The sequence below is a fragment of the Bacillus sp. DE0042 genome (assembly GCF_007680225.1).
In the GTDB taxonomy this organism is placed as follows: domain Bacteria; phylum Bacillota; class Bacilli; order Bacillales; family Bacillaceae_G; genus Bacillus_A; species Bacillus_A wiedmannii.
The window spans coordinates 258953-272326 of sequence record NZ_VEJP01000007.1 but is presented as its reverse complement, the minus strand read 5'-3'; the positions used below and the strand labels follow the sequence as shown (position 1 = coordinate 272326).

General features: G+C 34.7%; 19 protein-coding genes and 1 pseudogene. 10 read left to right on the top strand and 10 right to left on the bottom strand.

From position 1 onward, the window contains the following. The first annotated feature begins 4 nt into the window (after positions 1-4). On the top strand, positions 5-172 hold the full coding sequence (locus FS802_RS24065; RefSeq protein ID WP_000989597.1) for a FeoB-associated Cys-rich membrane protein: 168 nt from the start codon (positions 5-7) through the stop codon (positions 170-172). A 39-nt stretch (positions 173-211) separates the two neighbouring features. On the opposite strand, the gene FS802_RS24060 is transcribed toward FS802_RS24065, so the two are convergent. Further along, positions 212-790 (bottom strand): lipoprotein BA_5634 family protein, encoded by a 579-nt coding sequence (locus FS802_RS24060; protein WP_098654851.1) that lies wholly within the window; start codon positions 788-790, stop codon positions 212-214. A gap of 402 nt (positions 791-1192) precedes the next feature. Between FS802_RS24060 and FS802_RS24055 the strand changes: the two genes are divergently transcribed. From FS802_RS24055 to FS802_RS24035, 5 genes are all read left to right on the top strand, one after another. After that, positions 1193-1858, top strand: coding sequence for a PspA/IM30 family protein (locus FS802_RS24055; protein WP_000110287.1), 666 nt, complete (start codon positions 1193-1195; stop codon positions 1856-1858). Between the two features lie 79 nt (positions 1859-1937). Beyond that, on the top strand, positions 1938-2342 hold the full coding sequence (locus tag FS802_RS24050) for a DUF350 domain-containing protein (RefSeq protein WP_000220323.1): 405 nt from the start codon (positions 1938-1940) through the stop codon (positions 2340-2342). 21 nt (positions 2343-2363) lie between these two features. Next, positions 2364-2870: a DUF4178 domain-containing protein gene (locus tag FS802_RS24045; RefSeq protein WP_000051753.1), complete on the top strand. Its 507-nt coding sequence runs from the start codon at positions 2364-2366 to the stop codon at positions 2868-2870. Between the two features lie 12 nt (positions 2871-2882). After that, positions 2883-3698 carry a DUF4247 domain-containing protein gene (locus tag FS802_RS24040; RefSeq protein ID WP_098654852.1) on the top strand — a complete coding sequence of 272 codons (816 nt, stop codon included), beginning with the start codon at positions 2883-2885 and terminating at the stop codon, positions 3696-3698. Positions 3699-3796: 98 nt separating this feature from the next. Continuing rightward, on the top strand, positions 3797-4015 hold the full coding sequence (locus FS802_RS24035; protein WP_088123596.1) for a hypothetical protein: 219 nt from the start codon (positions 3797-3799) through the stop codon (positions 4013-4015). Between the two features lie 95 nt (positions 4016-4110). On the opposite strand, the gene FS802_RS24030 is transcribed toward FS802_RS24035, so the two are convergent. Together FS802_RS24030 and FS802_RS24025 are read right to left on the bottom strand one after the other, a co-directional pair. Further along, positions 4111-4983: a YitT family protein gene (locus tag FS802_RS24030; protein WP_000411242.1), complete on the bottom strand. Its 873-nt coding sequence runs from the start codon at positions 4981-4983 to the stop codon at positions 4111-4113. A 188-nt stretch (positions 4984-5171) separates the two neighbouring features. Beyond that, positions 5172-6206, bottom strand: coding sequence for a YdcF family protein (locus tag FS802_RS24025; RefSeq protein ID WP_000273522.1), 1035 nt, complete (start codon positions 6204-6206; stop codon positions 5172-5174). A 710-nt stretch (positions 6207-6916) separates the two neighbouring features. Here FS802_RS24025 and FS802_RS24020 point away from each other — a divergent pair. Then, entirely contained in the window at positions 6917-7690 is a 774-nt protein-coding gene (locus tag FS802_RS24020; protein WP_001049554.1) for an S-layer homology domain-containing protein, read from the top strand. A gap of 82 nt (positions 7691-7772) precedes the next feature. Then, complete coding sequence (locus FS802_RS24015; RefSeq protein ID WP_141546055.1) at positions 7773-8006, top strand: spore germination protein; 234 nt, start codon at positions 7773-7775, stop codon at positions 8004-8006. Between the two features lie 166 nt (positions 8007-8172). Here the strand turns inward: FS802_RS24015 and cydB are convergent, their stop codons facing one another. Beyond that, positions 8173-9201, bottom strand: a complete 1029-nt coding sequence (cydB, locus tag FS802_RS24010; protein ID WP_000017650.1) for a cytochrome d ubiquinol oxidase subunit II — start codon at positions 9199-9201, stop codon at positions 8173-8175. Further along, on the bottom strand, positions 9191-10540 hold the full coding sequence (gene cydA, locus FS802_RS24005; RefSeq protein ID WP_098654854.1) for a cytochrome ubiquinol oxidase subunit I: 1350 nt from the start codon (positions 10538-10540) through the stop codon (positions 9191-9193). The genes cydB and cydA overlap by 11 nt, the downstream gene beginning before the upstream one ends. 224 nt (positions 10541-10764) lie before the next feature. Here cydA and FS802_RS24000 point away from each other — a divergent pair, with 224 nt between their 5' ends. Further along, positions 10765-11328, top strand: coding sequence for a beta-class carbonic anhydrase (locus tag FS802_RS24000; protein ID WP_000838167.1), 564 nt, complete (start codon positions 10765-10767; stop codon positions 11326-11328). On the opposite strand, the gene yidD is transcribed toward FS802_RS24000, so the two are convergent. Continuing rightward, positions 11325-11561, bottom strand: coding sequence for a membrane protein insertion efficiency factor YidD (gene yidD, locus FS802_RS23995; RefSeq protein ID WP_000809334.1), 237 nt, complete (start codon positions 11559-11561; stop codon positions 11325-11327). The genes FS802_RS24000 and yidD overlap by 4 nt on opposite strands. Positions 11562-11689: 128 nt before the next feature. Here yidD and luxS point away from each other — a divergent pair, with 128 nt between their 5' ends. Next, positions 11690-12163, top strand: coding sequence for an S-ribosylhomocysteine lyase LuxS (gene luxS, locus FS802_RS23990; protein WP_001141371.1), 474 nt, complete (start codon positions 11690-11692; stop codon positions 12161-12163). Positions 12164-12348: 185 nt separating this feature from the next. On the opposite strand, the gene FS802_RS23985 is transcribed toward luxS, so the two are convergent. The 4 genes and pseudogenes from FS802_RS23985 to FS802_RS23970 form a co-directional block, all read right to left on the bottom strand. Beyond that, the gene (locus FS802_RS23985; protein ID WP_000475806.1) at positions 12349-12579 is read right to left on the bottom strand and encodes a YczI family protein; all 231 of its coding nucleotides are present in this window, start codon (positions 12577-12579) and stop codon (positions 12349-12351) included. Between the two features lie 11 nt (positions 12580-12590). Then, positions 12591-12830: a hypothetical protein gene (locus FS802_RS23980; RefSeq protein WP_000548100.1), complete on the bottom strand. Its 240-nt coding sequence runs from the start codon at positions 12828-12830 to the stop codon at positions 12591-12593. 24 nt (positions 12831-12854) lie between these two features. Beyond that, positions 12855-13088, bottom strand: a pseudogene (locus FS802_RS23975) (DUF3953 domain-containing protein). Between the two features lie 28 nt (positions 13089-13116). Further along, positions 13117-13347, bottom strand: coding sequence for a YczI family protein (locus tag FS802_RS23970; RefSeq protein ID WP_144525518.1), 231 nt, complete (start codon positions 13345-13347; stop codon positions 13117-13119). Positions 13348-13374 lie beyond the last annotated feature (27 nt).

The following is a 13374-nucleotide window of genomic DNA, read 5'->3' as shown; positions in this document are numbered from 1 at the left end:
TAGAGTGATGGTCAATATTATAATTGGAGCTATCATTTTTGGTTATGCAGCATACACGTTAGTTAATTTTGTAAAGAGAAGTAAAAAAGGAAAATGCGCAGCATGTTCTTTAAATAAGTCATGTCAGTCTCAAACTTGTAGTCCGGATATGGAGCAAATCGCTCACAAATAGCAAAAAAGCTTTGCGAAATTTCGCAAAGCTTTTTTTGTTTTACTTTTTAATTTTTACAAGTTGAGAAGCTTCTACGCCGTTGTAGCCAGGGAATTCTTTACTAGGGTCTTTATCGAATTTTAATACTCCAACAGATTTTTCATCGCCTTTTACATTTCCGTAAGTTGCATCATCAACGATTGCGAACATGTCGGCATATGCACGGCCACTTCCGATAATTGTGTTGCCTTCGTATTTTAATTTTGCTCCATCAAGTGTAGTATTTTCTACCTTTTCTTTAGCAAATAATACACCTTGCTCTGCTGTTACAGCTGGTAATTTATCAAGTGGTTTCGTGTCGTCTTTTTCATTAACTTTGCTAAGTAACTCTTTCTTCACCAGTTCTTCACCAGTTTTCTTATCCATGACAAGAACTTTTTTACCTTCTAACGTTGTCATTTTCATTTTATAGAAGTCTTTTTCTTTCACTTCTTTTTTGTTTTTATCTGTAATTTGTTGAACTTGCTCATCTGTTCCATATAGTACAAAGCCGTTCGCTTTCTCTCCTAATAAAGAACAACCTGATAATGCTCCAAATGAAATTGCTGCTGCTAATCCGATTCCTACTAATTTTTTCATGATGATTTCTCCCTGTATATGTTTTATAGTAAATACATTTTTGTATTAGTTCTGAAATGATGAGAAGCTTGTTCGTTGCTTCTGGTATTAGTGTATAAGAAATATTGCAACGTAACTATCGAGTTAGCTTACAGTAACATTACAATAATGTAATTTAGTGAAAGTGTATAAAAATAAGTCAATTCTGAAGAGGGTTAATGAGAATATATTAGGAATACAATGTTTTATCTAGAATGTCATATTATATTGGTTGTATTTTGGAAATAACATGTAAGGACATATTAGTTTTGTTATAATAAACACATAGGCTGTAAAAATGAATATTCTTTACTGTTAAGGGAGATTTTTCAGTTTTCCAAGTAGTGAATTTGAAATATGAGGTAAGTCATAGGAGGAATTAGAATGTCTGTATTTAAACGATTAAGAGATTTAACAATGTCGAATGTATATTCATTAATTGAAAAAGCGGAAGATCCAGTTAAGATGACGGATCAATATTTACGTGATATGCAAGCGGATGTACAAGAAGCTGAGAAAAGTGTAGCAGCTCAAATTGCACTTGAGAAGAAATTCAAAATATTATTTGAAGAGCAAGAAGCACTTGTGAAAAAACGTGAAGAGCAAGCTCATATGGCTGTTCAAGCAAGCAATCTTGACCTTGCGCGTCGTGCTCTTGAAGAAAAACAAAATGCAGAGCAAAAGATGAATGAATATAAAGCAAGCTATGAGCAAAATAAAGCTGCTGCTGATAATCTTCGCCTGAAGCTAGAAGAAATGCGTAAGCAATTAACAGAGCTGAAAAATAAACGTGAAACACTTGTAGCACGTGTAAATGCGGCGAAAGCACAAAAGAATATTAATCAGGCGATGTCTGGATTTGATTCAAACTCAGCAAAAGCTGGTTTAAGCCGTATGGAAGAGAAAGCTCTTCAATTAGAGGCTGAAGCAGAAGCAAGTGGCGAAGTTTATAAAAAAGAAAAGTCATTAGATGATGAATTCGCAAGCTTAAATAAAAATTCTGCTGTTGACGATGAATTAGCTCGTATTATGAAGCAGTATGAGAAATAATATAGAATAGACAAAGAAACCGACATGTCTGAAGAGAATTCATGTCGGTTTTCTATTACTTTTTAGAGGAGGTTTTGCAATGACATGGACAAATGTGTTAGCCATGCTTGTATGGACTGGAGCAAGTGCAGTACTTTTATTTGCAATTATGTGGGTTGATTCAATTTTTACTAAATACAATGATTTAAAAGAAATAAAGAATGGGAATACAGCTGTAACAACTCGTTTCGTTATGAAATTATTCGCGCAAGGGTACATTTTATCTCAATCGATAACGAAAGCAAACGACTTATGGCAAGCACTACTTGCATCAGCAGTTTCTTTCGTTATTTTATTAGTAGTAGAAATGTTTATTGAATTTGTGTTAAAGAAAATGTCTGGTTTAGATCTAGAAGAAGGTACGAAAGAAGGCAGTGTTGCGCATGCGATGTTGGCCGGATCATTACATATCGTTGGTGCACTTATTTTAGGTGCTTGTTTATAAAGAGAGAAGGAGGGGTAAATCATGAGTTTATTTAAACGAATTAAAAATATAATGAAGAGCCCAGAACCGCCGAAACCAGAGAAAAGTTTGTTAACGTTAGCTCCTGGCGATATGATTGAAGTTTCATTAGTCATGTATGAATTAACTGGGAAAACGAGTATGCATTCTCGTAAAGAAATTGTTTTAACGCTGCAAGACGGGAAAGATATTCGTTATTTAAAAATTGAAGACCGTGAAAATACGTATTACAAATTATATACACCAATCGATGGTCGTTTAGATTCAATTGATGAAGTTCCGACGACAATTGAAATGGATGATACAGAGTACCATATGGAAGAGCAATATAACGGACGTGTTGTTGTGATGGGGAAAACACCATTCTCTGCTTCAGAGGAACAGTACGTATGGGAATTCCAATCAGATAACCGAAAATTATTACGTATTGAATGGCAAAATGGTCGCACAATGATGTATGAGGGAGAAGCAATTATTCCTGCTGATGTACAAATTATAAGAGCAACGTAAGGGGGCGTAATCATGTCAAACCGATTGTTTACCATGATTAAATCGTTCGTAATCCCTATACTTGCTATCGTTCTATTACTTGTTGTTGCTGGATATGCCTTATCAGGTTGTCAAGGCGGACAGACAAAGTCGATTCAAGATCGTTATCCGCTAGAATCTGTCGCAAAAGAAGGTAAACAAGAATCTTACGTGTATAGGGCCGCCAATCGGTCAGTTCCTGAAGTCGCAAAGGAACTCATTAATGAAAGAGAACCGAAGCAAGCATCTAAAGAAGACGAAAATCAAATGTTCCTCGTTTATTCTGATAAAATATACAATCTTCAAAAGGATAAAGAGAAACCATCTGATACGTTAATTGAAATAAGTAATAAAGAATTTGTCCGTCAAAATTACCAACCATCCTTCCTGCAAGGATATATTATGGGGAGTATTTTAAACGATATATTCGGTTCACGAAAATCATCATACGGTGATTATCGCGGATATAATGACAGACAAAATCATAAACCGATTATTCCAGAGAGACCGCCTACGAAAGAAGAAAAGAAAACCCCTCCTCCAATTACGAAGGAAGGGAAAGGATCTATCATTAAGCGAGGCGATAATGTAGATTCGAAACCTTCCGTAGGAGATACAGGAAGTATTACGAAAAAAGGAAGTAGTACGCCTCCGCCTTCTACTGGAAGCAAAGGAAAAATTACAAAAACACCAGGTGGCTCGAGCGGATCAGATGTGAAGCCGAAATCATCTATTAAAACGCCGCCAAGGAATACATCTCCTCCGAAAACGAGGGTCGGTGGTTCAGGAAAAATTACGAAGAGAAGATAGTTAAAAAGACCGAAAAGTGGAAGTTGCTTTTCGGTCTTTTTATTATGGAAATTAATTCCTTGTAGCTGGTACAATTAAGTTATAAGGAGGAGATTAGTATGACTATATATAAAAGGTTTAGTTTGATTATGTTCCTCGTCTTATTCCTCAGTTTGTTTATTAGCACAACGATGAAATTCCACTTTGTAGTAGGTATTCTATGGATACTATGTACATGTACTCTTTTTCTATATGTTCCGCTTCGTTTTCAACAAGAAGTGCCCGCCTTTCAAAAATACGTAGCATGGATTAAGAGAGGAAGAAGATGGGGAGAGTAAAAATATATGAGCGATTATTAGAATATATCGACCGCAACTTAATAATAAGAAGAGGGTGTGCCAAATTGTTGGCACACCCTCTTTATTCATAATGATTAATGAATATCACGTTTCTTAAAGTTACCGCCTTTTACTTCTGCTACGTCATAAACAGTAATAAAGGCATTTGGATCGATTTCATTAATCAAATCCTTCATTTTACTTTCTTCTAAACGGTTAATTACACAAGAAATTTCTTTAAATTTCTCTCTTGAATAACCACCGTATACTTCGTTATACGTTGCGCTTCGGCCTAAACGATCACGAATTGTTTCTACCATTAATTCAGGTTCTTTCGTGATGATTTTAAATGTTTTCGAACCACTTAAACCAACTTCAACGATATGAATGACTTTCGAAGCTATAAAGTAAGCAATTGCCGAAAGGATAGCTCCTTGAAGACCGAATACTGTTGATACGAAAATAAATACGAACATGTTTAAGAATAAAATAAGGTCACTTGTTCCAAAAGGTAACTTACGAGAAAGTAATACAGCTAGCATATCGATTCCATCTAATGCGCCACCGTTACGTAATGCTAGTCCCATACCGAAACCGATAATAATACCACCAACAACTGTAACGAGTAGTGTATCGCCTTCAATAATAGTAGGTATTCCGTGCATAACAACGGTACCTATTGCTAATGAAGCAATCCCGATAATAGAATAAATTGCAAAGCTTTTACCTATTTGTTTATATCCTAACCAAACGAAAGGAATGTTAATAACTGCGATTAGAGCTCCTAATGGCAATCCAAATAATCTTGAACTAACGATACTTAAACCAGTCACACCACCGTCTGATACGTTATTTGGAATTAATACCGCTTCTAATCCGTATGCTGTGATAAATGCCCCAATAATAATCATCAAAGCTTTTGAAGCGATTTTTAGCTTATTGGGCTTGTTTTTGATAATTTTCTCCATGTAATTTCCTCGTTTCAAACTAGTTTCTTATTTGTTACGTAATTCACACCTAAATTTCATTTTAACATTTAATTTGAAAAATTTCTCCTTTAATGGATGTATGCAGGGAATATTATCACCATATTATCTTTAAAATATTTTTGAAATAAGTATAAGAAATCCCATCCTTATGAAAGGATGGGAGAATGTTAAGAAACAATAAAACTAAGGACTGTTAGGAATAAAGCGAAACCTAAAATAGTCCCGCACACTTTCATATGGCGCTTACGTCCTATTACAACAATTGCGACATATTCACGAATCATTGCGTTAGGCCAGTAATAAAATGCTGTTTTTGATCCAATTCCCTGGCTATTAAGACCAGCTTGTCTTGCATATATACCAGCGCGGAAAAGATGGAAGTTGTTCGTTGTAAAGATACTTCTATACTTACCTTCTGGTTTTAAAGAATCCATAATTTCTTTAGAGAACGACATGTTTTGATATGTGTTGACAGAGCGATTTTCCTGTACTGTATGTTCAAACGGAATTCCTTTTTCAACAGCATATTTTTGCATTGCTTCTGCTTCAGGAAGACCTTCATCTGGACCTTGTCCACCAGAGAAAATGATTGTTGGTGGTGTATTTACAGAGGCTTGTTTCCAATAAAAGTCGATTGCTTTATTAATACGACTTGCAAGTAAAGGTGGTACTTTATCATTAATTAAGCCACTACCAAGAACGATGATGAAATCTTGATTACGTCTTGGTCTATTGAATTGATATAAAAAATATGCGCTTAAGAAGTTAGACAAATGTACAAAGAAATACATAGTTATAAGCGAAATCGCAGTAAAAATAAATTGAAAATGCTCTGAGAATAAATTTGCTGGATTTATGATAGCGAGCATAATAAAGAATAAAATCCCTAAAGCAGCAATTAAAGTTAAAGAGTTTGTGAAGCGTCTTCCTTCACGTTGCATTAAAATTTTTGCATTAAGAAATAGTCCAAACATTAAAGCGACTATAGCAAAAGGTATCATTACAATTAGCGCTAACATGGGAATAATAACGATAAAATGTAAAGAGTTACTACCAGACTCATATGAGGCTATAGCGCAAAATAATAGAAATGAACAGAAAAAGGCATTAAATAAAAAGCCATTTATTATTTTTCGTGGATCTTTTAAATATGAGATAAGAAAAATAATAAACAATATAAGAGGAATAATTCCGAAATACATAAATATAGTACACCTCAATTTGTATAATAATTTGACATACCTTCTATATTACATGATTTTATAATTGAAAATGAAAGGAAAAATGATTCCGAATTTTCTCAATAAAATGTATGGATACATATGTTAAAATGTATGTAAGGTGATTTATTAGAAGTAAAATGGTTGAAAGGGCACTCTATGGAGTGTCTTTTCTTTTTGATATGTAATTATGCATATTATATTTATTTTCAAGTGAAGAGGATTAAAATATAAGTGGTAGGCAGACTATATAAAGCAGAATTTCTTACAAACATTTCCCTCTACTTTTTGTATCTAACAATCGTATAACAATAAATAATTCTGTTTTATAGCGTCTGTTTATGAAAGGTGCCCTCTTTGAAGGCACCTTTTTGTTGTTTCATGTAGATACTTTTCACTGTTGATATAGTGGAAAGTATCTATACTAAACATTAGCAATCTTCCGTATAAATATTATCAATTTACTATATATTCCAGTGGTGTTAACCTACATATGAAAGGCTTTCTTTTTCAAAATATTACCCCTAATAAATTTTTGAAGAAGTCAACTGTCTCCAAAATTGCCATTCATGCTTAGCAAAAAAGAATCCAGCAGGATTCTTTTTTGTGTTCGACATGATATGACAAATTGTATTCTTATAATTTGTTATTATGTTAAATGGTTATTAAGAAAAGTAAAAGGGGATCTTAGAATGAATTTAAAGAAAATATTTTTAACAGGCGCAATTGTCGTAACAACTGCCTTTACATCTATTGGAACGGCACAAGCAAGTATTATCTTCAAAGATGTTCCAACAGGGCATTGGTCTTATAAAGCAATTTTAGATTTAACAAGTAAAAATATCGTTAGTGGGTACGGAAATGGAATTTTTGGGTTTGGTGATGATGTGACTCGTGAGCAAGTTGCTAGACTTATGTATCTTCAGCTAAAGCCGGAATCGAAAGAGAATTACAATAATCCGTATAATGATATTAATGATCATTCAACAAATTTTAAAAAGGAAATTTTAGCATTAACAGAAATGGGGATTTTTGCAGGGGATGAAAAAGGGAACTTTAGACCAAAAGCTTCTTTGACTCGTGAAGAAATGGCTCAAGTGTTAACAAATGCATATAAATTAGTGGCAAAATCAGAGCATACATTTGTAGATGTAGATAGAAAATCATGGTCGAATAAAGCGATTAGCGCTGTACAATCTAATAAAATTGCTGCTGGAACAGGTGATAATATGTTTTCACCTAAGATGAATGTAACTCGTGAACAATATGTACAGTTCTTATATAATGCGACATTACCATATGAGGAAAGACCAGGCGCGAATCAAGAGCCAAAGCGCTTTGCTAATTGTAAAGAAGCAAACGATGCTGGATTTTATGATATTACAAGAGATAGTCCATACTACGGTAAGCATTTAGATCGTGATGGCGATGGAATTGCTTGTGAGAGAGAGAAGAGCGGTAAATAAAAAAAAGCACTCACCCTGAGTGCTTTTTCTTATGGAAACATGCTATTTCTTTAGGCGATTCTCATAAAATAAAAGTAAGGAAATGAAAGTAGGTGACAAAATGCCGTCAGTTGTGGAAGGCGTTATTATTGAAAACTGTAACGGAACGATTAATTTAGGAGATAAATATAACGTGCAGCCGATTGAAAAAACGAAAGCTTATAATGGTTCAGGATCATCGAATACAGGAAAAAAAGTACAAACATTTAGTGGTATTAGTACAGCAGATGTAACGGATAGCGATGTGAACGATCAAGGAATACAGTTTACTTTATAGATAAATATGTAAAATTGCATAAAATGATGAACTTGCCCTGTGCTACAATCTAGCTGTGAGCTGTTAATGATTCTTCTGTATTATAGTTGTTAGATTGGAAATATAACATCTTATCAAAAATCATACGTACAAAAAAGACACTTCAAACGAAGTGTCTTTTTTCATTTTAGTGATACCCTTTAGCAGAGTCTTTATGAATTTTATTTTTAAAGATACTGTAGCTCCAAAGTTGATATCCAATAACAATCGGTACCATAACCATTGCCACGAAGAACATAATTTTTAAATTTAATTGACTACCTGCTGCGTTGTATAACGTTGTGCTATATGCGTCGTTAATACGTGACGGTAACATTCTTGGGAACATACCTGCAAAGCCAGTTGTCATAAACATTGCGATTGTTAAGCAAACGAATGTGAATGCAAGACCGATTTTATGTTTGTACACCATAATAAGTGCGAGTACACTCATTAACATGGCAAGTACCGGAAGAATGAATAGTACCGGATATTCTGTGAAGTTTTGGAATAAATTTGTACGATTTGCAGTTGCTACATAGAAGATAGCTAAAATGATAGCAGCTGCCATTGAAAATGGTCTTGCGATTTTATAAGCACGATCCGATACTTCACCAGTCGTTTTAATCATAACCCAAAGGGCACCAGATACGACGAATATAGCAGTGAAGAACAGACCTCCTAAAATACCATAATGATTTAGTAAGCTAAGTAAATTTCCTTCGTACCCATTTTTTCCGATTTGTAGTCCGTAATAAAGGTTAGCGAATGTAACACCGAATAAGAAGGCGATTAGGAAACTACCAATTGTAAATGCCCATTTACAAGTTTTTTGCCAAATTGGTGAATCGTCTTTATGCATAAATTCAAGTCCGGCAGCACGAGCAAACAGTGCAAGTAATACTAAAAATAGTGGTGTATATAAATAACTAAACATATTTGCATATGTGACTGGAAAGGCAGCAAATGTTGCGCCACCAGCTGTAATTAACCATACTTCATTACCACCCCAGAATGGGCCGATTGCTTCTTGTAATTGATTTCGTTCTTGTCGGTCTTTCGCAACGAATGGGAAAATCATCCCGTTACCGAGTGCGTAGCCATCAAGAATGAAGTAAACTGTCCAAATTACGCCCCATAAACCAAACCAGATGATTGCGAGCATATCATGAGACATGAGCCGCACCTCCTTCAGTAGCAGGCTCTTCTAATGCAGCAGGTCCTTTTTTCGCGAACTTTAGCATTAAGTATACATCTGCGATTAAAAGTAATGTGTAGAACAAGATTAAACTAATTAAGGAGAACCAAATTTGTGGAACAGATATAGGTGATACAGATTCCGCTGTACGCATCAGTTTATATACTGTCCATGGTTGACGACCTACTTCGGCAACAATCCACCCAGCGTTAATTGCGATATATGGTAGTAAAACAGACCACATTGTGATTTTTAAATAACGTTTTGAGTTTTCTAGTTTTCCTTTTCGGTTTAAGTAGAAACCGTACCAAGTTAATGCCATAAAGAACATACCAAGTGCAACCATTAAGCGGAAGCTATAGTACACGAGGTTAACATTTGGACGTTCATCTTTCGGGATATCTTTTAAACCAACAATTTCGCCATCAAATGAGTTTGTGTAGAAGAAGCTTCCTAGTTTCGGAATAGTAAGGAATTCAAAGTTTTTTTCGTTTTTTACATCAGGAATTTGAACAATCGAGAATCCTTGTCCTTTTCCAGTTTCCCAAACAGCTTCCATCGCAGCACCTTTAGCTGGCTGGTATTTAGCTGCTGATACACCAGACTGATGCCCCATAAACGGTGTAACAGTTGCAGCGAATAAACCTAACATTAAACCAAACTTAAATGATTTTTTGAAGAATTCAACTTCGTTTTTACGTAATAAATGATAGGCACTAATTGCCATAACGAAGAAAGCACCAACGATATAACAACTAATTACCGTATGGAAGAACATGTTCCACGCATATGGATTTGTAACAAGTGCCCAGAAATCATTTAATTCAGCGCGGCCGTTACGTACGACGTAGCCAACTGGGTTTTGCATAAAGCCGTTTGCTGTAATAATCCAAAGGGCGGAAATATTTGTTCCAAGTGCAACCATCCACATACAGAAGGCACGGAACTTTGGTGAAATTTTGTCTTTACCGAATAACCATATTCCCATGAAAGTAGATTCTAAGAAGAAGGCAACGAGTGCTTCGATTGCGAGAGGTGATCCAAAAATATCTCCCATATATTTGGAGTACTCAGACCAGTTTGTTCCAAATTGGAACTCCATCGTAATCCCGGTTATAATCCCCATTACGAAGTTAATTGTAAATAATTTACCCCAGAAATTTGCCATTTTGCGGTATGTTGGATTCAATGTGCGGGCGTATTGAGTTTCCATACATGCTACTAAAATAACAAGTCCGATTGTCAAAGGTACAAATAAAAAGTGATAAAAAATAGTAATTGCAAATTGAAAACGACTCAGTAACAGAACGTCGGACATAATGAATATTCACTCCTTTTTTACATTATCTACAATCAGTTTATAGTGAAAATACGTTTTAAATAGGGGGGACTTGTTACAAAGGTGTGTGTATATTTTGAAAGAATTATGTCGGTTATCTGAAAATATCTTATTTTTACTATAAAGCAATATCCTTTTTGAGTTTTTTAAATTTTGGTACACTATATAAGTAATGTAAATGAGAGAAAAGAGGGTTCTTTACTATGAAGTCATTAGAAGAGATTTTACAATACAATGAAAAATTCGTTGAAGAAAAAAAATACGAAGAGTACGAAACAGGTAAATTTCCAAACAAAAAGATGGTAATTATCTCTTGTATGGATACTCGTCTTGTCGAATTATTACCGAAAGCGATGAATATGCGTAACGGTGATGTGAAAATTATTAAAGTAGCAGGCGCTGTTATTTCACATCCGTTTGGAAGTATTATGCGTAGTATTTTAGTTGCTGTATATGAGCTTGGTGCTGATGAAGTTTGTGTAGTTGGTCACCATGATTGTGGTATGGCAAAAATTCAAGCAAGCAGTACAATTGAGAAGATGAAAGAGCGCGGTATAACAGAAGAGAAATTAGATACACTTCGTTATTCTGGAATCGATTTAGAAAGATTCCTACAAGGATTCTCTAGTGTAGAAGAAAGTGTAGAACATAGCGTATCAATACTTCGCAACCATCCGTTACTTCCTGAAGAAGTACCTGTTCACGGTCTTGTTATAGATCCTGATACAGGAAAGTTAGATTTAGTTGTGAATGGCTACGATAATTAAGAATTTACTTTGTCATCCTTTTTATCTGGGACAGGATCAAATCCTCCCGGGTGGAAAGGGTGACATTTTAATATACGCTTGCATGTAAGCCAAAATCCTTTCAGAGCACCATGTTTTTGAAATGCTTCTAATCCGTAATGAGAACAAGTTGGATAAAAGCGGCATGTTGGTGGTGTCATTGGAGAAATGAATTTTTGATAAAAGCGTATAATCCCAATAAAAATCTGTTTCATAATGGTCTCCTTTTCAGCATAGTCTTAAAGTATTATAGCACGACTGTACATAATACTTTACTAATGTCGATTTCCGTTATATCATATTGGATATAACGGAATTAAATTAAAAGCGGGAGAGATGTTGTATGCCATCAGTAGAAAGCTTTGAATTAGATCATACGATTGTAAAGGCGCCTTATGTAAGACATTGCGGAGTTCACAACGTAGGTAGTGACGGTATTGTAAATAAATTCGATATTCGTTTTTGCCAACCGAATAAACAAGCAATGAAACCAGATGTTATTCATACGTTAGAACATTTATTAGCATTCAATTTACGTAAATATATTGATCGTTATCCGCATTTTGATATTATCGATATTTCACCAATGGGCTGCCAAACAGGATATTATCTTGTAGTAAGCGGAACACCAACAGTTCGAGAAATTATTGATTTATTAGAACTAACATTAAAAGATGCGGTTCAAATTACAGAAATTCCAGCTGCAAATGAAACACAATGTGGCCAAGCGAAGCTTCACGACTTAGAAGGAGCACAACGCTTAATGAACTTCTGGTTAAGCCAAGATAAAGATGAACTTGAGAAAGTATTTGGATAGAAAGAAAAACTGCCTGTGAAAGGGCAGTTTTTTTGTAGCACGATGATAAATGGAATTATATCGACCACAACTTGAAATATATCAACGATTTTTCGAATATATCGACTTACCGATAAAAACTGACAATAGTATGAATCAAATATAAAGAAGAGGCCGTCTAAAATATGTGTTGGACGGCCTCTTTTTTATGAAAGTATACTAGACACCCCAACATATAAAATAAAGGCAGAACCGAGAAAATAAACAAATGCTTTTGCTTTTTGCCGCTCTTTTATTTCATCGATTCCAAAAAGGATAAACATAATACTCAAAAGGATAAAAACGTATGGTAAAAGCATAGAGAGGTTTGCGAAGAAGCTAAATAGGGCGAGAATAAGTGCGATAGTAGCTATTATAATTCGAATGTTTTTAAACATATAATCCTCCTTTAAAAGAACATTATAAATGGAATAATAAAAACAATCGTAAAAAGACTTAAACCGATGCTAATAGCTCCAATTTGTTTTTGTTGTTTTTGAATCGTCTCAATTCCTACTAAAATGCCATATAAACTAAAGAGGAACAAAATGATAGGTGAAAAGGTTTGAAAGTTCATTGTAAATGTGCTGTATAAACATAAGATCAAAGTAATAAAAACGATGGTTAGCTGTAATTTTCTTATATGCATTTTAACCTCCTAGTGGAAAGATAGTTATTGAGAGACAAAAATTATAATAGCAACGATTAAAGTGAATACGCCAGCAAGGAAGGAGAGTGTACTATGTACTTTCTTTTGTTTCTATTTTTCTTCTGCGCTCATGATGAAGGTCATAACAGATAAGGCGATGAGCATATAAGGCATTGTAACAAGTGCGTTTGTAAATATTACGGATAGAGCGAGAACGATGACGATAAGAGCCGATACAATTCGTAATGTTTTTAGCATACAAATCTCCACCTTTTAAATAGATGATTTACCGGAATATCTGTGAGAAGCCAAGCAGTAAAGCACCAGCTCCAGCCATGAAAGCAAGTATGCTGCTAGATTGTTTCTGTTTTTTTATTTCCTCTAAACCTATAGTGAAAGCCATAGCCCCTAAGAAAATGAACATGTAAGGCATAATGTCTCTGTTACCACTAATAAATCCATAGATTGCTATAGATAAGGCGATAAGTGCAAAAGTAATTCGAACGCCTTTTAACATAAAAGCCCTCCTTCTAGTTTATGTAGG

Bases quoted from the DNA above. Each gene is read 5' to 3' on its own strand.
- FS802_RS24060 (WP_098654851.1), bottom strand. From the start codon at position 790: ATGAAAAAATTAGTAGGAATCGGATTAGCAGCAGCAATTTCATTTGGA.
- FS802_RS24055 (WP_000110287.1), top strand. From the start codon at position 1,193: ATGTCTGTATTTAAACGATTAAGAGATTTAACAATGTCGAATGTATAT.
- FS802_RS24050 (WP_000220323.1), top strand. From the start codon at position 1,938: ATGACATGGACAAATGTGTTAGCCATGCTTGTATGGACTGGAGCAAGT.
- FS802_RS24045 (WP_000051753.1), top strand. From the start codon at position 2,364: ATGAGTTTATTTAAACGAATTAAAAATATAATGAAGAGCCCAGAACCG.
- FS802_RS24040 (WP_098654852.1), top strand. From the start codon at position 2,883: ATGTCAAACCGATTGTTTACCATGATTAAATCGTTCGTAATCCCTATA.
- FS802_RS24035 (WP_088123596.1), top strand. From the start codon at position 3,797: ATGACTATATATAAAAGGTTTAGTTTGATTATGTTCCTCGTCTTATTC.
- FS802_RS24030 (WP_000411242.1), bottom strand. From the start codon at position 4,983: ATGGAGAAAATTATCAAAAACAAGCCCAATAAGCTAAAAATCGCTTCA.
- FS802_RS24025 (WP_000273522.1), bottom strand. From the start codon at position 6,206: ATGTATTTCGGAATTATTCCTCTTATATTGTTTATTATTTTTCTTATC.
- FS802_RS24020 (WP_001049554.1), top strand. From the start codon at position 6,917: ATGAATTTAAAGAAAATATTTTTAACAGGCGCAATTGTCGTAACAACT.
- FS802_RS24015 (WP_141546055.1), top strand. From the start codon at position 7,773: ATGAAAGTAGGTGACAAAATGCCGTCAGTTGTGGAAGGCGTTATTATT.
- cydB (WP_000017650.1), bottom strand. From the start codon at position 9,201: ATGTCTCATGATATGCTCGCAATCATCTGGTTTGGTTTATGGGGCGTA.
- cydA (WP_098654854.1), bottom strand. From the start codon at position 10,540: ATGTCCGACGTTCTGTTACTGAGTCGTTTTCAATTTGCAATTACTATT.
- FS802_RS24000 (WP_000838167.1), top strand. From the start codon at position 10,765: ATGAAGTCATTAGAAGAGATTTTACAATACAATGAAAAATTCGTTGAA.
- yidD (WP_000809334.1), bottom strand. From the start codon at position 11,561: ATGAAACAGATTTTTATTGGGATTATACGCTTTTATCAAAAATTCATT.
- luxS (WP_001141371.1), top strand. From the start codon at position 11,690: ATGCCATCAGTAGAAAGCTTTGAATTAGATCATACGATTGTAAAGGCG.
- FS802_RS23985 (WP_000475806.1), bottom strand. From the start codon at position 12,579: ATGTTTAAAAACATTCGAATTATAATAGCTACTATCGCACTTATTCTC.
- FS802_RS23980 (WP_000548100.1), bottom strand. From the start codon at position 12,830: ATGCATATAAGAAAATTACAGCTAACCATCGTTTTTATTACTTTGATC.
- FS802_RS23970 (WP_144525518.1), bottom strand. From the start codon at position 13,347: ATGTTAAAAGGCGTTCGAATTACTTTTGCACTTATCGCCTTATCTATA.